Source organism: Pseudomonas sp. NPDC086112, from assembly GCF_044746425.1.
Lineage (GTDB): Bacteria > Pseudomonadota > Gammaproteobacteria > Pseudomonadales > Pseudomonadaceae > Aquipseudomonas.
Map to the genome: position 1 here is coordinate 56,345 of NZ_JBIVCD010000019.1, position 17,269 is coordinate 73,613.

Consider the following 17,269-nt stretch of genomic DNA (forward strand, 5'->3'; position numbering starts at 1 on the left):
TACACGTTCACCTGCTATCGAGATGGCTGCGTCGATATTGCTCAGGTGTGCACCCGGCCTGACGCTGAAACATCGCAATGAATGCCGAGCCGGTGCTGTACCCCATGTCGAAGGCGATTTCCTGAATGCTGCGCTGGCTATCGAGCGCTTCGATCGCCGCCAGAAACCGCAAGCGTTGCCGCCACTCCCCGAAACTCATGCCCAACTCGCGGACAAACTGCCGGGCCAACGTGCGTTCGCTGACGTGAATTTGCGCGGCCCAGTGCCCCAATGGTCGGTTATCCCCAGGCTCGGCCTGCAAGGCCTCAAGAATTCCAAGCAACCCGGGACTGCTGGCGTAAGGCAAATAACACTCATGCATCGGCGCCTGTCGCAGTTGGTCCACCAGCACTTGAGCCAGACGCTTGTCAGCATCGTGCTCGGGAATTTTCACATCGCGGGCGGCGAAGTCTTTCAGGATCGCCTTGAGGATGTCGCTGATCGCCAGGGTGCAAGCCTGCTGCGGCAGATCACGGCACAGCGCCGGCGCAAGGCAGACCGCGCGATAGTTGATCGGCTGATTGCTATAGAAACTGTGCTCGGTCCCGGGCGGCACCCACACCGCGTATTGCGGCGGCGACATGAAGCGGCGGCTGCCGATTTCCATGTGCAAGACCCCATTGGCCGAATACTCGAGGGTGCCCCAAGGGTGATGGTGGGCCGAGGCGTATTCATGGGTGTTGAAGTCGGCATAACGGAAATAGACCGGGGCCGGCAGCTCGCTGAAATCCAGCAGGTCGATGTGTTTGCTGTTCATGCTGTCCGGAATCAGAGGCAGATTGTCTGGATCGCAGTATAAGCATTGATACAGACAAGCGGATAATCACCCTTCATTAACGTTCTGGTTTTCCCCGATGCAATACGCTTATCCCCTGCTGGCCATTTTCATTTGGGCCGGCAACACCGTGATCAACAAACTCGCGGTCGGCGCGATCTTTCCCGCCGAAATCGGTTTCTACCGCTGGCTACTGGCCGCAATGCTGTTCACGCCTTTCATGCTTAAACCGGTGATCGCCCACTGGCCGTTGATCCGCCCGAATCTGGGCAGGATTTTCATCCTCGGCGTACTCGGTATGGCGGTTTATCAAAGCCTGGCTTACTTCGCTGCGACGCTGACTTCGGCCACCAACATGGGGATCATTTTGTCGCTGATGCCGTTGATGTCGCTGGCCATGGCGATTGTCAGCCTCGGCCAACGCCTGACCGCCGGTGCACTGGCCGGCTCGGTGTTGTCGTTTGCGGGTGTTTTGGTGGTGGTGTCGTCCGGCAGCCTTGGCGCGTTGCTGGAACACGGGGTGAACCTGGGTGACGCGATGATGCTGATCGCCACGCTGGCGTATGCGATTTACAGCACCCTGCTGAAAAAATGGCAGCTGCGTTTGCCGCCGCTAGTGTTGTTGTATTTACAGGTGTTGGTCGCGGTGGTGGTGCTGTTTCCGCTGTTCCTCGCCTCACCGAAAGTCGGCCCGACCCTGCAGAACATCCCGCTGGTGCTCTACGCCTGCCTGCTGGCCTCGATGCTTGCGCCGCTGGCGTGGATGCAGGCCGTGGTGCGCCTGGGGCCGAGCCGGACCACGCTGTTTTTCAATCTGCTGCCGTTGATTACGGCGCTGATTGCGGCGGTGGTGCTGCATGAGCAGTTGGCGCTGTATCACCTGGTGGGTGGGGTGCTGACGTTGAGTGGGGTGATTTTGTCGGAGCGCTGGACCACGGTGCTTGGTCGTAGGGTCAGTGTTGCCTGATATGACGCCTTCGCGGGCAAGCCTCGCTCCTACAGGTTTGGCGTCATGCTCATTGCCGGCGTCCGACACAAAACCTGTGGGAGCGAGCCTGCTCGCGATGAACGATAACGCGGTTTGACTGCTAAACCCCGGCCGCTTTCAACCGCGCCGCATGCTCGACAAACAACCGCACCGGCTCTGCACCCTTGCCCACCAACCCCAGCGATTGGTTGACGATATCGAAGTGATCCATCGGGTATTCATCACCGATCACCGTCCCCAAATGCGAGCTGTAACGCCCGACCATCCCGTCGCAATGCCCCGCCTCACGCACAAAGGTCCTGGCAAACAACCGGCAACTGCGATTGGTCCCGTCGAACAGGTTACACCCGCGATCGGTCTTGCCCGGTTGTAAAGTCCCGGACCAGGAGTAATAACGCACGCCATTGACCATTTCCGGGCCGTGCCCGCCCCAGGCTTCAGGCAGGCCCTGTGGATAACGCTGATTGAACAGCGCCACGCCCGCCGTGGTCAGGGATTGATGCGAAGCCGGGATATCCACCGGCAGTCTCGGCCCGCGATAGCCGGTTTCCAGCAGGCACATCAGCGCGCTGATCAACCACAGTAAAAAGCTCAGGAGCCGGCCCTTGGCGCTGTCAGCCGGATAATGGGTGTGCAGATGGTCCGCCAGCTCCGAGCCGTGATTCGGCCCGGCCACCGAAGTCACCGAAGCCACCTGGTCCGGGCGTTTTGCCGCAGCGTAACGGGCGGTCAGCGAGCCCTGGCTGTGGCCGATCAGGTTGACTTTCTCGGCCCCGGTTTCACGCAAAATCTCCTCGATCCGTGCCAATAATTGTTCGCCGCGCACCTCAGTGGAGTTGAGCGGCGAGACCTGCACCGCGATGACGGTCGCCCCATCCCGGCGCAGCGCCGAAATGATTCCGTACCAATAGGGATAGAACAACAAGCGGATAAACCCGAGCATCCCCGGGACCAATACCAACGGGTAACGCGTGGCGGAACCTTGCGACATGGATGAACATCCTTGTGATCGGTGAGATGAAGCAAGGCTGGATGCAAGGCGTCAGCCAAGCATCGTCACCCAAGATGACAACTCAACGACCAGTCTATGACATCGCTTACTTCAACCCCACCACGCCCGCCACTATTAGCCCGACCGACACCAGCTTGAGCGCGGTCAGGCTTTCGCCAAGCAGCGCAAAGCCTAGAAACACCGTGCCCAGTGAGCCGATGGCGGTCCAGATCGGGTAGGCGATGCTCACCGGCAATTCGCGCATGGCCAGGGTCAGAAAGTAAATCCCGCCCACCGCCGCCGCCACCGTAATCACCGAGGGCCAGAGCCGGGTGAAGCCTTCGGCGTACTTCATGCCCATGGCGAAGGTGACTTCGAACCCGGCGGCGATCAGCAAGAACAACCAGGCCATCTAGAACGCCCTGGCCAGCGCCAGCAAACGCTGCTCGGCCTCGGCCACGGACACCTGGAAGGTGCGTTCGGCGGACTCTTCGCCCTCGGCGGCAACGACCGTGACGTCGGTGATGCCAATGAACCCCAACGCGGTGCGCAAAAACGGGTCGGCATGGTTCATCGCTTCAAGTTCACCGCCGGGGCCGAAGCCGAACCCGCCGCGACTGGTGACGATCAACGCCTTTTTGCCCCGCACCAGCGGTTCGTACTGCGCGATGCCGTTGTCCAGGGTGTGATTGAACGTCAGCCCGAGCCGCACAATCTGGTCGATCCAGGCCTTGAGGCCGCTGGGCACGCTGAAGTTGTACATCGGGGTGGAAATCACCAACAGATCGTGGCCGAGCAACTCCCCCACCAATTCATCGCTGAGTGCCAGGTCGGCCTGCATCGACAGCGGTCGTGCGTCAGGCTCGGGATGAAAAGCGGCTGCCACAAACGCTTCGTTGACGGCCGGAATCAACGCCCGACCGACTTCACGGCGGGTCAATTGCGACTGTGGGTTGCGGACCTGCCAGGCCGAAAGAAACACCTCGGCCAGACGCCGCGAATGAGAACGTTCGCCACGGGGGCTGGCGTGAATGGCAAGAATTCTGCTCATCTGAATCTCCTTGAAGGGCTAAACTGAAACGGCTTGTGGTTGCAGCTTGAAGCGCGTGACCGTCTATCTTCAAATGAACAAAAATCAGTCTGGATGAATCCATTTCATCCATGGAGTTTTAAGATGTTTGCCTCGTTGCCGCTGACCGCCCTACGCGCCTTCGAATCCGCCTCGCGCCTGTTGAGCTTCAAGGCCGCCGCCGAAGAGCTCTCGGTGACGCCGACGGCGGTTTCCCATCAGATCCGCTCCCTGGAAAACTGGCTCGGCGTGCCGTTGTTCGAGCGACTGCCACGGCAGGTGCGCCTCACCGAGTGCGGCGAACGGCTGTTCCGCAGTCTGCACGGCGCCCTGCTGGAAGTGGCGCAAAGCGTCGATACCTTGCGCCCGCAACGCAGCGGCACGAACCTGACGATTTCCACCACAGCCGCGTTCGCCGCCCTCTGGCTGGTACCGCGGCTGGGACGTTTTTACGCCCGCCATCCAAACATCAGCCTGCGCCTGGACACTCACTGTGAAGTGATCGATTTACATCAGGACGCCAGCGTCGATCTGGCGCTGCGTTACAGCCTCGACGATTACCCGAACCTGTATGGTTTGTGCCTGTTCGACGAATCCTTCGGGGTCTATGGCTCGCCTGAACAAGTGGCCCTGGCGCCCAGTCGGGTACCGACCCTGATCAGCGTGCATTGGCACAACTCCAAGCTGTACGCCCATGGCTGGGAGGCCTGGTGTGCACGATCCGGCGAAACCTGGCTGACCGAACAACCGGCGGTGCGTGAGTACGACGAAGAGCATTACGCCCTGCAAGCTGCCATCGCCGGACAAGGCCTGGTGCTGGCAAGCAACATTCTGGTGTCGGAAAGTGTGGCCAGCGGTTTGCTGCTGCCTTATCGAGGGGATATTCAGGTCGACGGGGCCGGATACAGCGCACTGTGCGTACCGGGCCGCGAACGGCATCCGCCGGTGCGGGCGTTTTTTGCGTGGTTGCAGGAGGAGGCCAGGTTGTCTGGTCTATTGCCAAGATCGCAGCCTGAGGCAGCGCCTACCAGAGCGCTTTCGCGAGCAAGCCCGCTCCCACATTAGACCGCGTTGCCTGTCTGAACGCGGTCTAATGTGGGAGCGGGCTTGCTCGCGAAGGCGTCATCGCAGACACCCAATTACTTGGTGGGCTTGACCGTCACCGGCGCCTTCCCGGCCTTCATCTGCTCCAGCAACGGCGCACACTGATTCGGCTCACCACCGCTGGGCGCTATCAGCGCCAGCAAGCCCGCCGCCGGCGCGGCAATCACACCCAGCGCAACCATTCCGGCCCCGCGCAGCATTAACGGCACCGGTTTCACGCCCGCATCCGGCTTGATGAACTTGCCCCGCACATACAGAGGCGAACGCAGCGAAATCAAACGCCAGCCCTTGGATTCCGGGGAGATAGTCAGGTCCAGTTGCTCGGTCGCCATGTTCGCCGTGCCGTCGACATAGACGATTGCATTCTCGGTATCGAAGACGAACAGCCGCGTGGTCGCCAGACCGGCCTTGATCTCGAAATCGGCCGCCGCGCAGTTGATCTTCACTTCCTTGTCGCCAAAGATCTTGCCCACTACATAGTTGCCGACGTTGAGCCCCGCCAACTCCATCAACTCACGACTGATCGCGCCGTCATTGATCAGCATCTTCAAATTGCCGTCGGCAGTGCCCAGCAGTTTGGCTACCGAGTTGCCCCGACCGACAAGATCGGCGTCGCCATTAAGCTCACCGAAACTGGTTTTCATCCGCTCCAGGGTGGGGAACAGCTGCTTGAGCTTGAACTTGCGCGCGGTCAGTTTGGCCCGGCCTTCCAAAGGCTCGGTGCGTCCGTCCAGACGAATCTGCGCATCCAGATTGCCACCGGCCACGCCGAAACGCAGGGGCTCGAGGCTGAGCACACCATCGGTCAGCACCACGTGGGTATAGAGATCGTTGAACGGCAGTTTTGCGCTGTGGACGATGCGTTTGCCGGTGAATTCCACATCAGCGTCCATGTCGCGCCAACGTTCAGTCCTGAACTCCTCGACCGGTAGCAGCTTGTCCGCCGGCTGCTTGCTTTCGCCGCCGCGGGCCTCTTGCCTGGCGTTGGAATCGGCACCGATCAATGGGGCCAGGTCGGTAAACAGCAGTTGATTGGACTCCAGCGCCCCGCTGAGTTTGGGCCTCGGCTGGCTCGCCACGTAGGTCAGGTTGCCATGGATGTCGCTCTCGCCGATCTTGCCGTTGAACGCCTCATAGCGGTACACCGCCCCGCCCGGCTCATGCAGCTTGGCAATCAAGTGCCCGTCGGTGGCGTAAGGCGGAGTATCCGGCAGGGTCACGCCGATCAGTGGATAGAGATTACCCAGGCTGGCACCGGCCAGTTTCAGGCGCAGATCCAGGGCACCGAGGTGCAATGGATCGGTGAGCGTACCGGCCAGCTCGACGCTGGTGTCGGCGACCTTCATTTGCGCCTGAAGCGGAAACGGCCTGGAGGCGTCCTGTAAAGCCAGCAAACCGCCGGTCTTGCCCTCGCCCGCGAGATTCTGACCGTGGTATTGGCCTTTGACCTTCAATGCGAAGGCGTAATCCTGCGGCGAACCACCCTTTTCAACCGCTTTTTTTGCTGCCTTGTCTCCGACTATGTCGCTGAATGGAATCGGCTTGCCCAACGGATCGACAAGCAGATCAAGCTGAGTCTTCAGCTTCTGGTCGTCGAGCGTGACGTGGCCCTTGTCGAAGCCGATGGCCCCGATGTCCAGCACCCAGTTCGAAGGCTCGGCGTTTGGGTCTTTGGGGTCGAACTTGAACGTCCAGTTGGCGCGACCGTCGGGCAGACGTTGCAGATTCGCATTGGGTTCGCTCAGGTCGATACGCGGGATCACCACCCGCTGCACCAACAAGGCCAGCGGCGAAATGCGCAGCTCAACGCGTTTGAGGGTGGCCATCTGCGGTTGTTTCGACCAGTCCGTATTGCCCAGGGTCAGGTCCTCAGCCACCACATGCGGCCACGGCACCCAGGCCCGCCAGCCGCCCTCGTCAGTCTGGCGCTGCCAGATCACCGCAAGATTGCCATTGATGGCGAACGGACGATGCAGTTCTTCGGACACTTTGGCGTTCAGGGGCGGCTTGATCCGGTTCCAATCGAAGAACGCAATGATCAATACCAGGACGGCCAGCAGGACAACAAGGCTGGCGAAAGTCCAGGCGAGAATTTTACGAGTGCGCGTCATTGCACAGGGCTCCTGAATACGACTGAGCGTCCCGACAGCGACGCACTGATGAAACGTTAGGCCAGAACCGGCCTGCCATGAAATCTAGGACTGGGAAATGGCGCGCAGGTTTAACCGAATAGGCACTTAACACTCAAATAATCGGCCGGGGACATCCTGCCCCCTCATCCGGCGTTACCGCACCCGCACTTTTGCGAAGCGAGAGTGGGTCGAAAACACCCACCTCAGTGCAAAAAAGCTCGCCGGAAACAACCGTTCTAGAGCGCTGCGGCCGAACAATCAATTCTGTTGATTATTACCATTGCGTTTATGAACTTTTGTATCGACTTATCGAGAGTAGCATTGCTCTCGTACCCACTTTATCGCCCTCCCAAGGAGCAACCCATCATGAAACGCGAATTACTGCTTAGCCTGACCCTCTCGATGTTAGCCAGCACCGCTTTTGCTTTGCCGGCCGCTGATCAGGCCACTCCACAAGTCAAAGAAAGCCGCTCGGTGTTCAGCCAGACCGTTGCCGCCGATGGTTCCGACCGCACACCACAGGGCCAGACCCTGGCCGAAGGTGGCAATGATCGCCTGAAAGAAAAAGGCCTGATCACTCAAGATGGCTCGGATCGTACTCCACAAGGCCAAACTCTGGCCGCTGACGGTTCCGACCGCACTCCACAAGGCCAGACCCTGGCTGCCGACGGTTCCAGCCGCACTCCACAAGGCCAAACCCTGGCTGCTGACGGTTCCGATCGCACTCCACAGGGTCAAACCCTGGCTGAAGGTGGTGGTGACCGTGTGATCGAACGCAACAGCGCTGTGAGCTAAGCCCATGGCGGCCCCGAAAAAAAGCCCAATCCCCGGATTGGGCTTTTGACTTTATAGACGCTGCATTTCCCCGCGTGATCTCCCGATAGTCGTTCGACGCCAGCGAAGCCGATTTGCTAGAGTGCGCCGCTGTCTTGTCCAGAAAACACCCTTGCGATGCTGCCCCGCGCCGAACAGAAACAACAGACCCGCAACGCCCTGATGGACGCTGCCCGCCACTTGATGGAAAGCGGCCGAGGATTCGGCAGCCTGAGCCTGCGCGAAGTGACCAGAACCGCCGGGATCGTACCCACCGGTTTCTACCGGCATTTCGCCGACATGGATGAACTGGGCCTGGTGCTGGTGAGCGAAGTCGGTCAGACCTTCCGTGAAACCATCCGCCTGGTGCGCCATAACGAGTTCGTCATGGGCGGCATCATCGATGCCTCGGTACGGATCTTTCTCGACGTGGTCACGGCCAATCGCTCCCAGTTCCTGTTTCTTGCCCGCGAGCAGTACGGCGGCTCATTGCCAGTGCGCCAGGCCATTGGCCGCTTGCGCGAAGACATCAGCTCGGACCTGGCGGCGGACTTGTCGCTGATGCCGAAACTGCAGCATCTGGACATCGCAGGCTTGAGCGTCATGGCTGATCTGATCGTCAAAAGCGTGTTCGCCACCTTGCCGGACATCATCGATCCACCGGCTCAGGCGTTGCCGGAGCATCTGACACCTCAGGCGAAAATCACTCAGCAGCTGCGGTTTATCTTTATTGGCCTCAAGCACTGGCAGGGATTGGGCAGCACCGAGTAATCCCTGTGGGAGCGGGCTTGCTCGCGAAAGCGTCGGTACATCCAGCATCCATGTGACTGGAAGACTGCCTTCGCGAGCAAGCCCGCTCCCACATGGACCCTCTACTTCGCTGCAATTTGGTGCGCTCAACAATAATTCGCACCAAGTTAATCCAGCTTCCCGCCCTCCCACTCCGCCCCGACAGGCATTTCCTACGCTTCCCCCGATTGGCAAGCCCCTTGCTCTATCCCTGAGCATTGTCCATTGCTGGAAGCCTTCCGATGCTGGTGATTCATCGCAGAATCGACCCTCAACCCGTCTGGGCCGCCGAGTTGCACCTGACCTTCGAAGCCCGGAGCAAAAGCCGCTTGCGCTGTTTCAGTGCCGAGGGTGAAGACGTCGGGTTGTTTTTGGAGCGCGGCCAGCCGCCCCTGTATGACGGTGAATGCCTGCAAGCCGAAGACGGGCGCGTGGTTCGCGTCTGTGCTCGCCCCGAACAACTGCTGCACGTCACCTGCGTCAACGCTTTCGAACTGACCCGCGCCGCCTATCACCTGGGCAACCGCCATGTGGCCCTGCAGGTCGGCGATGGCTGGTTGCGCCTGCTCGACGATTACGTACTCAAGGCCATGCTCGAGCAACTGGGCGCCAACGCCGAGAACATCGAAGCGCCATTCCAGCCGGAACATGGTGCCTACGGCGGCGGCCATCACCATTCACGGCATGGGGACGAGGATTTCAACTACCCGCCGAAACTGCACCAGTTCGGCGTGCGCTTATGAACCCGGCCTGGGCGCTGCTGCGTCTGGCCAGCCCGCAGCTGCCGATTGGCGGATACAGCTATTCCCAGGGTTTGGAGATCGCTGTGGATAACGGCCGCGTGGACGATCCCGACAGCGCGCGGCGCTGGATCAGCGATCAGTTGCTGCTGAACCTGGCGCGTTTTGAAGCGCCGCTACTGCTCGCCCATTGCACTGCTGCGGCCGAAGAAAACTGGGCCGAACTGCTGCAACGCTGCGAAGAACATCGCGCCAGCCGGGAAACCCGTGAGCTGCATCAGGAAAGCCGGCAGATGGGCTATTCACTGAAGCAACTGCTCAACGGTTTACCGGAACTGGATGCGCCGGCCCGGGCCTTTCTCGACCAATGCCCTGAACCACACCTGGCCCTTGGCTGGGCGCTGGCGGCCCGCGCCTGGCAGATCAGCCCACAAGATGCGCTGGCCGCCTGGCTCTGGAGCTGGCTGGAAAACCAATTGGCCGTGTTGATGAAAACCCTGCCTCTGGGCCAGCAAGCCGCGCAGCGCCTGACCAGTGAACTGCTGCCGCTGCTGCAACAGGCGCAGCAAGACGCCACCCGAATCAACCCCGAACACTCTGGCAGCGCCGCTTTCGGCCTGTCCCTGGCGTGCATGGCCCATGAGCGCCAGTACAGCCGTCTGTTCCGTTCCTAGGGCCTGTTATTTTGGGCCTTTTATTTTGGAGAACCACATGAACACACAACCTCTGCGCGTCGGCATTGGCGGCCCGGTCGGTTCCGGCAAAACCGCCCTGACCCTGGCCCTGTGCCTGGCCCTGCGCGACCGCTACAACCTGGCCGTTGTCACCAACGACATCTACACCCGCGAAGACGCTGACTTCCTGGTGCGCAACGAAGCGCTGGCGCCCGAGCGGATCATCGGTGTGGAGACCGGCGGCTGCCCGCACACCGCGATCCGCGAAGACGCCTCGATCAACCTCGAAGCCGTGGATCAACTGAACCGGCGCTTCCCGGGGCTGGACCTGATCCTGGTGGAGTCCGGCGGTGACAACCTTTCGGCGACCTTCAGCCCGGAACTGTCCGACCTGACCATTTACGTGATCGACGTCTCGGCCGGCGACAAGCTGCCGCGCAAGGGCGGGCCGGGGATCTGCAAATCCGATTTGCTGGTGATCAACAAGATCGACCTCGCGCCGCTGGTAGGCGCCTCGCTAGAGCTGATGGACAGCGACACCCAACGCATGCGCAACGGCAAACCGTTCGTCTTCAGCAACCAGAAAACCGGCCAGGGTCTGGAAGCGATCATCGCCTTCATCGAACGCCAGGGCTTGCTGACTGCGGCCTGATCACATTTATCAACAAGGAAGCTTATCCATGACACTGAAACGCATTCTGGGCTCCATGGCCCTGCTGCTGACCCCGGCCATCGCATTCGCGCATCCTGGGCACGGCGACAATGGCTTGGTCGCCGGCATCAGCCACCCGATTGGTGGTCTCGATCATTTGTTGGCGATGGTTGCCGTAGGGTTGTGGGCTGCGCAGCAGAAAGGTTCTGCACGCTGGGCACTGCCCTGCACATTCGTGGGCACTATGCTGATCGGCGGGCTGCTGGGCTTTGAAGGGTTGAACCTGCCGGCGCTGGAGGGCGGGATTGCGGCATCGGTATTGGCGTTGGGCTTGGCAGTGGCTTTGGCGGTGCGTCCGCCGCTGAGCGTGGCGGTGGGTGCGACTGCGTTGTTCGCACTGTTTCATGGCGTGGCGCATGGTCTGGAGCTGCCGGACATGTCGAGCCCTTGGGCGTATGCGGCTGGGTTTGTGGTGGCGACGGCAGCTTTACATGCAGCGGGATATGCGATGGTTCGCGTCTTGCCTCAGGCCGCCGCACCACTGGTTCGGTTGGCGGGTGCGGCTTCGGCGGCGACTGGGGTGTGGTTGCTGGCGGGTTGATTTCTTTATCGTCTGTTATGGCCTCTTCGCGGGCAAGCCTCGCTCCTACAGGTTTTGTGGTCGGATTACGTACGACGAATAACCTGTAGGAGCGAGGCTCGCCCGCGAAGGCGGCCTGACAGACACCGCGTCTCTCAGGCCTGCTAACATGTCGCGCAATTAACCCTGCCGTGACGACGCCAGCCAATGCCGCATGTTTCCCGCTCCGCTTCCCAGCCTGAATTGACCGCCCTGTTCGCCTCGGTGCAACAGCACTTCCAGGACGTGATCGTGCCGCTCTGGCAAGGCCCCGGCTGGAACGCCGACATGGCATTACCTTATGAAGCGCTGGACGCCGAGCATCAGCCGCTGCCACCGCAGCGCTATCGGGCCATGGCTTGCGCGCGGCAGCTGTACCTGTTTTCCAGCCTGATCGGCCAAGTGCCTCAGGCCGAAGAGCGTGCGGCGGCGCTGTTCCGCTCCTTGCAACAGCATTTCCACGATGCCGAGCATGGCGGCTGGTTCTACAGCATCGACCCGCAAGGTGAGCCGCTGGATCAGCGCAAAGACCTCTACACCCACGCCTTCATCCTGTTCGCCTGCGCCCATTATTGGGACAAGGTTCGCGAACCGCTGGTGGAGTCGGTACTCAACGCCACGCTGGAAGTGTTGGCGCAGCGCTTCGCCACAGGCGACGGCCTGTACGAAGCCAGCCTGGACCGTGATTGGTCCTCGCTCAACGCCGGGCCGCTGCAGAATCCATTGATGCATTTGGCCGAAGCCTTCCTTGCCATCCTTTCGGTGCGCGAGGACGTTGCTGTGCAGAGTGCGCTTGTCGAGTTATGCACAGCCATGCAAAAGCGCTTCATCGATCCGCAACACGCGGTATTGATGGAGAAGCCGCTGGGCGCTGTGGATAACTGGTTCGAGCCAGGCCATCAGTTCGAATGGTATTTCCTGCTGGAGTCCTCACCCTTGCTGCGCGGCTCCAAATTGCATGCCTCGCTGGATCGCGCCTTTACGTTCACCGAGCAATTGGGTGTGGATCAGCAGACTGGTGCTGTGCGCGCGATGCTGGAACTGGACGACGCCCCTCGTGACGCGACCCAACGCATCTGGGCCCAGGCCGAATACCTGCGCGCCCTGACCTTGCGCCCGGGCAGCGAAGCCTCTGTGCAGCGCCAATTGCAGGCGCTGCAACAGCGCTTTTTGCATGCGGGCGGCTGGTATGAGTGTCGCGATGAGCAGGGCGAAGTGAGCCGCAAGGACATGCCTTCGACTACGCCTTATCACTTGGCGACCTGCTATCGCGGGCTGGCCGAGTATTTGCGCTGACTGAGAGATTGCTTTCGCGGGCAAGCCTCGCTCCTACAGCTCATGTGTCGTTCGTAGAATCATGATTCAACACAAAACCTGTAGGAGCGAGGCTTGCCCGCGAACAGCCGTTACTCGGCCTTACGCCTTACGCTCAATCGCAAACCCGCTCCAGGTCTGGCTCACCGGCATCAGCTCAAGGCTGTTGATGTTGATGTGGGCCGGTGCGTTGAGCACCCAGAAGATGGTCTCGGCGATGTCTTGCGGCTGGATCGGCTCGGCACCGGCGTAAGTGGCGTTGTAACGCTCCTGGTCACCGGCGAAACGCACCAGCGAGAACTCGCTCTCGCACAGGCCCGGCTCGATGTTGCTGACCCGCACGCCAGTCCCTTGCAGGTCGCAACGCAGGTTCAGGGAGAACTGTTTGACGAATGCCTTGCTCGCGCCATACACGTGACTGCCCGGGTACGGGTAGTTGCCGGCGATGGAACCGAGGTTGACGATGCTGGCGCCACGACCGTGAGCGATCAAACGCGGCAACAACAGGCGAGTGCTGTACATCAGGCCTTTGATATTGGTGTCGACCATGGTGTCCCAATCATCAAGATCGCACTTGGGAGCCGGGTCCACGCCCAAGGCCAGGCCGGCGTTGTTGATCAGCCCGCGCAGCTTGGCGAAGGACGGCGGCAGGTTGGCAATCGCTTGCTCCATGGCCTTGCGATCCCGTACGTCGAGCACCAGTCCATGAACCTCGGTCTGCTTCGACAACTCGGCGCACAGGGCATTGAGGCGCTCTTCACGACGACCTGTCAGCACCAGTTTCCAGCCGGCTTCGGCAAAACGACGGGCGCAGGCTTCACCAAAACCGGAAGTCGCGCCGGTAATAAACAGGGTGTTGGACATCGTGTTCTCCTTGCTTCGGCTGATCGACAGCCCTTGGAATAGAAAATCAGTTGCCAGCATGCCCGGCCTTGTTCACAGCGGCAACCATCGCAAAAACCGTACAAAAAACAATCAACACCGGCAACACCATATGGGCTGTGGCTTGCAGCCATGTACGCGCACCTTATCCACAGGCCGGTCCACAGTTTCCGGGGGCAAGTGCAAAAGCTGCAAGCCGCTGCCTATAAGGCTTTGCGGGCAGATTAGAAAGTTTTTTGCTTGACCCTAAGGTGCCTGCTGTGTAATCCCGGGCAATTTGCACGACCGGGCGGTCAAACCGACGATGGCTCCAAGCCAGTAACCACGGCCCTCAGCCGACTCTTTCCAGAGTTTAACCACAGACTTATCCACAGGCTTGTCCACCTCGATTCATACCGTGTCTGCTTCTAACAAAAAGGTTGACAAAGCCGGCTCGAGGTCCAGCAAAAACACCTGATCAAAAAACAATCACATCGCTGCAAGCCACGGATTCAAAGGCTTTCAGCCAGCTACTCCCACGTTATTCACAGCCAGCTCCACAGCAAACGGGGACAAGTCAAAACCGTGATAAAACAGCACTTTGCAGCGGCTTTATGTCGCGCTTTGAGAGGTCGTGAATATTGTTTTCCACAATTTCCAAAAAAAAAACCACCCTCCTTGTGGGAGCGGGCTTGCTCGCGAAAGCGGTGGCACATTCAGCACCAAAGCGACTGGAACGCCGCCTTCGCGAGCAAGCCCGCTCCCACAGGGTTTGTAGTGTTTTATAGATAAGAAAAAGCCCCGACGATTGCTCGCCAGGGCTCGTTGTAGCAACGGAGAAATCAGTGGCCGCCGAGATAGGCGTTACGCACCTCATCGTTCACCAGCAGCTCCTTGCCGGTGCCGCTGAGGCGGATCTCGCCGTTGACCATCACGTAGGCCCGGTCCGACAACTTGAGAGCGTGGTTGGCGTTCTGCTCCACCAGGAAGATGGTCATACCGGTGCTGGCCAGTTCCCGCAGGGTCGCGAAGATCTGTTTCACCACAATCGGCGCCAGCCCCAGGCTCGGCTCATCGAGCAGCAACAGCTTTGGCCGGCTCATGAGCGCCCGGGCGATGGCGAGCATTTGTTGCTCGCCGCCGGACATGGTCATGGCGCGTTGGGTACGCCGCTCTTCGAGCCGTGGAAACAACTCGAACATGCGCTGCATGTCTTCCTTGGCGTACTTGTCACCGATTGGAATCGTACCCATCAACAGGTTTTCCTCGACGGTCATGTCAGGGAACACCCGCCGACCTTCCGGCGATTGAGCGATACCGTTGGACGCGATGTAGTGGGACGACTTATGGGTGATATCCACACCCTGATAGACGATTTGCCCGTCAGCCGCCCGTGGCTGGCCGAAGATCGACATCAGCAGGGTCGATTTGCCGGCGCCGTTGGAGCCGATCAGGCTGACGGTTTCACCTTCATTGATGTGCAACGAGACTTTCTTCAGGGCCTGAATCGGCCCGTAGAACACGTCCAGATCCTTGAGCTCGAGGATGGGTTTACTCATACCACTTCCTCTTCTTCGGCGCCCAGGTAGGCGGCAATCACTTTCGGATCGTGTCGAATCGCTTCAGGCCCGCCCTCGGCAATGACAACGCCGTGGTCCAGTACAACGATGTGGTCGGAAATACTCATTACCATGCCCATGTCGTGTTCGATCAGCACCACGGTCAGATCGTGCTCGTCGCGCAGCAGCCGGATCATCGCGCTCAGCGCTTCGGTTTCCTGAGGGTTGAGGCCGGCGGCCGGTTCGTCGAGGCAGATGATCTGCGGCCGGGTACACATGGCCCGGGCGATCTCCAGACGGCGTTGCTGACCGTAGGACAGCTCACCGGCCAGGCGGTTGGCGCAGTCCACCAGATCCACCACTTCCAGCCAGTAGAACGCATGGTCCAGCGCATCGCTTTCGGCCTTGCGGTATCCCTTGGTGTTGAGGATGCCGGCCAGCATGCCGCGGTTGACCCACATATGCTGGGCCACCAGCAGGTTTTCCAGCACCGACATTTCCCTGAACAGGCGAATGTTCTGGAAAGTCCGCGCCAGACCGGCACGGTTGATCAGGTGCGTACCACCAAACATCTTGTAGCGGAGTCGGTTGATAAAGCTTTTGGGTGAAACGAAATCGACGGCCTTGAACGGTTCCCCGAGCATTTTGATGACGTCGGTTTTCACACCGCGGGTGTTGAGTTCGATATGCCCGCCGGACGCTTTGTAAAACCCGGTCAAGCAGTTGAACACGGTGGTCTTGCCGGCGCCGTTGGGGCCGATCAGGGCGAAGATCGAGTTGCGCTTGACCTTCAGGCTGACATCGCTCAGAGCCTTGATGCCGCCAAAGTGCATCATCAGTTTGTCTACCGAGAGTACGACTTCGCTCATGGCGCTACTCCTTTACGCGGGGTCACACCGGTACGGCTGATCCGAATCAGGCCGCGCGGTCGCCAGATCATCATCAACACCATCAGGATGCCGAACAGCAGCACGCGATATTCCGCGAAGCCACGCAGCAGTTCCGGGGCGACAGTCAGCACGAACGCCGCAATCACCACGCCGATGGTCGAGCCCATGCCACCGAGCACCACGATGGCGAGGATCAGTGCCGACTCGAAGAAGGTGAACGAGGTCGGGTTGACGAACCCCTGATAGGTGGCGAAGAACACACCGGCCAGACCGGCAGTCGATGCGCCGATAGTGAACGCCGAGAGCTTGACCAGTACGTGGTTCAGGCCCATGGAGCGACAGGCGATTTCGTCTTCACGCAACGCTTCCCACGCCCGGCCGACCGGCATCCGGGTCAAGCGGTGCTTGATATGCAGCACGGCCAGTACCACCAGGAACAACACCGCGTAGATGAAGTAATACTTCACGTCCGGGTTATAGGCGATGCCGAAAAACTCATGGAACGGCACCCCACCCTCTTTCGCCCTTTTGCCGAACTCAAGGCCAAAGAACGTTGGCAACGGAGCCGCCATACCGTTCGGGCCGCCGGTCAGGGACAGCCAGTTATTGAGGATCAACCGGATGATTTCGCCGAACCCCAGCGTCACGATCGCCAGATAGTCACCGTGCAGGCGCAGTACTGGAAAACCCAGGATGCAACCGGCTAACCCGGCAGTGATTGCCGCCAGCGGCAGCACCGTCCAGAAACCCAGCCCCAGGTATTGATAACCGAGCGCCAGGCCGTAGGCACCAATGGCGTAGAACGCCACATAACCGAGGTCGAGCAGGCCGGCCAGGCCGACCACGATGTTCAGCCCCAGCCCCAACAGAACGTAGATCAGCCCGAGAATAACCACGCCCAGCAGGTAGGAGTTGGAGAAAAACGGGAACACAACGGCGATGACGATCATCACCGGGATGATCCAGCGCAAGCGGGATTTGTAATCAGGCGGCAGTACATGAACCCCGGAGCCAGTGCTTTCAAAGCCTTCGAGAATTCTCAGGCCCTTGGGGGTTTGCAGGAACAGGCTCAAGGCAAAGCGGCCAGCCATGACGATGGCGACAATCCATGCCACCCGGGTCGCTTCCAGGTTGAAGCCGTAGCCGTCGAGGACCACGCCAACAATCGGGCCGAACACAATCAGGGCCACCAGGCCGGCAAGAATCGCGTCAACCAGGCTTCTTTTGAGATCAATGGTTTTTTTAGTGGTTGAAGACATC

18 protein-coding genes are annotated in these 17,269 nt (G+C 60.1%); 9 read left to right on the forward strand and 9 right to left on the reverse strand.

Annotation, left to right across the window (positions count from 1 at the left end; translation table 11 throughout):
• Nucleotides 1-7: 7 nt before the first annotated feature.
• Entirely contained in the window at nt 8-796 is a 789-nt protein-coding gene (locus tag ACIPLA_RS15395; RefSeq protein WP_218397243.1) for a helix-turn-helix transcriptional regulator, read from the reverse strand.
• A 97-nt stretch (nt 797-893) separates the two neighbouring features.
• On the opposite strand from ACIPLA_RS15395, the gene ACIPLA_RS15400 reads away from it, so the two are divergent.
• The gene (locus ACIPLA_RS15400; RefSeq protein WP_218397241.1) at nt 894-1,781 is read left to right on the forward strand and encodes a DMT family transporter; all 888 of its coding nucleotides are present in this window, start codon (nt 894-896) and stop codon (nt 1,779-1,781) included.
• A 121-nt stretch (nt 1,782-1,902) separates the two neighbouring features.
• Here the strand turns inward: ACIPLA_RS15400 and ACIPLA_RS15405 are convergent, their stop codons facing one another.
• The 3 genes from ACIPLA_RS15405 to ACIPLA_RS15415 all read right to left on the reverse strand — a co-directional run bounded on the left by ACIPLA_RS15405 (nt 1,903) and on the right by ACIPLA_RS15415 (nt 3,844).
• Complete coding sequence (locus tag ACIPLA_RS15405) at nt 1,903-2,793, reverse strand: triacylglycerol lipase (protein WP_218397240.1); 891 nt, start codon at nt 2,791-2,793, stop codon at nt 1,903-1,905.
• A 106-nt stretch (nt 2,794-2,899) separates the two neighbouring features.
• Entirely contained in the window at nt 2,900-3,205 is a 306-nt protein-coding gene (locus tag ACIPLA_RS15410) for a DMT family transporter (RefSeq protein ID WP_401173906.1), read from the reverse strand.
• A complete protein-coding gene (locus tag ACIPLA_RS15415) occupies nt 3,206-3,844 on the reverse strand; it encodes an FMN-dependent NADH-azoreductase (protein ID WP_401173909.1) in 639 nt (212 codons plus the stop codon).
• Between the two features lie 123 nt (nt 3,845-3,967).
• On the opposite strand from ACIPLA_RS15415, the gene ACIPLA_RS15420 reads away from it, so the two are divergent.
• On the forward strand, nt 3,968-4,927 hold the full coding sequence (locus ACIPLA_RS15420; RefSeq protein ID WP_401173911.1) for a LysR substrate-binding domain-containing protein: 960 nt from the start codon (nt 3,968-3,970) through the stop codon (nt 4,925-4,927).
• Nucleotides 4,928-5,001: 74 nt separating this feature from the next.
• On the opposite strand, the gene ACIPLA_RS15425 is transcribed toward ACIPLA_RS15420, so the two are convergent.
• Complete coding sequence (locus ACIPLA_RS15425; protein WP_218397234.1) at nt 5,002-7,077, reverse strand: AsmA family protein; 2,076 nt, start codon at nt 7,075-7,077, stop codon at nt 5,002-5,004.
• 387 nt (nt 7,078-7,464) lie between these two features.
• Here ACIPLA_RS15425 and ACIPLA_RS15430 point away from each other — a divergent pair, with 387 nt between their 5' ends.
• The 7 genes from ACIPLA_RS15430 to ACIPLA_RS15460 all read left to right on the forward strand — a co-directional run bounded on the left by ACIPLA_RS15430 (nt 7,465) and on the right by ACIPLA_RS15460 (nt 12,681).
• Nucleotides 7,465-7,893 carry a hypothetical protein gene (locus ACIPLA_RS15430; RefSeq protein ID WP_401173915.1) on the forward strand — a complete coding sequence of 143 codons (429 nt, stop codon included), beginning with the start codon at nt 7,465-7,467 and terminating at the stop codon, nt 7,891-7,893.
• A gap of 156 nt (nt 7,894-8,049) precedes the next feature.
• A complete protein-coding gene (locus ACIPLA_RS15435) occupies nt 8,050-8,682 on the forward strand; it encodes a TetR family transcriptional regulator (protein WP_123499794.1) in 633 nt (210 codons plus the stop codon).
• Nucleotides 8,683-8,942: 260 nt separating this feature from the next.
• Nucleotides 8,943-9,443, forward strand: coding sequence for an urease accessory protein UreE (gene ureE / locus ACIPLA_RS15440; RefSeq protein WP_218397230.1), 501 nt, complete (start codon nt 8,943-8,945; stop codon nt 9,441-9,443).
• A complete protein-coding gene (locus tag ACIPLA_RS15445) occupies nt 9,440-10,114 on the forward strand; it encodes an urease accessory protein UreF (RefSeq protein WP_401173919.1) in 675 nt (224 codons plus the stop codon). Before ureE ends, ACIPLA_RS15445 begins: the two co-directional genes overlap by 4 nt.
• Nucleotides 10,115-10,151: 37 nt before the next feature.
• Nucleotides 10,152-10,766 (forward strand): urease accessory protein UreG, encoded by a 615-nt coding sequence (gene ureG, locus ACIPLA_RS15450; RefSeq protein WP_007902730.1) that lies wholly within the window; start codon nt 10,152-10,154, stop codon nt 10,764-10,766.
• Nucleotides 10,767-10,794: 28 nt separating this feature from the next.
• The gene (locus ACIPLA_RS15455) at nt 10,795-11,367 is read left to right on the forward strand and encodes a HupE/UreJ family protein (RefSeq protein WP_401173923.1); all 573 of its coding nucleotides are present in this window, start codon (nt 10,795-10,797) and stop codon (nt 11,365-11,367) included.
• 186 nt (nt 11,368-11,553) lie between these two features.
• A complete protein-coding gene (locus ACIPLA_RS15460) occupies nt 11,554-12,681 on the forward strand; it encodes an AGE family epimerase/isomerase (RefSeq protein WP_401173926.1) in 1,128 nt (375 codons plus the stop codon).
• Between the two features lie 120 nt (nt 12,682-12,801).
• Here ACIPLA_RS15460 and ACIPLA_RS15465 read toward each other — a convergent pair whose 3' ends face one another.
• From ACIPLA_RS15465 to livM, 4 genes are all read right to left on the reverse strand, one after another.
• The gene (locus ACIPLA_RS15465) at nt 12,802-13,563 is read right to left on the reverse strand and encodes an SDR family oxidoreductase (RefSeq protein WP_192345937.1); all 762 of its coding nucleotides are present in this window, start codon (nt 13,561-13,563) and stop codon (nt 12,802-12,804) included.
• 839 nt (nt 13,564-14,402) lie between these two features.
• Nucleotides 14,403-15,119 (reverse strand): ABC transporter ATP-binding protein, encoded by a 717-nt coding sequence (locus tag ACIPLA_RS15470; RefSeq protein ID WP_007902726.1) that lies wholly within the window; start codon nt 15,117-15,119, stop codon nt 14,403-14,405.
• Nucleotides 15,116-15,988 (reverse strand): ABC transporter ATP-binding protein, encoded by an 873-nt coding sequence (locus ACIPLA_RS15475; RefSeq protein ID WP_008009771.1) that lies wholly within the window; start codon nt 15,986-15,988, stop codon nt 15,116-15,118. The genes ACIPLA_RS15470 and ACIPLA_RS15475 overlap by 4 nt, the downstream gene beginning before the upstream one ends.
• Nucleotides 15,985-17,268 (reverse strand): high-affinity branched-chain amino acid ABC transporter permease LivM, encoded by a 1,284-nt coding sequence (livM, locus tag ACIPLA_RS15480; RefSeq protein ID WP_008009773.1) that lies wholly within the window; start codon nt 17,266-17,268, stop codon nt 15,985-15,987. The genes ACIPLA_RS15475 and livM overlap by 4 nt, the downstream gene beginning before the upstream one ends.
• Between the last annotated feature and the right edge of the window lies 1 nt (nt 17,269).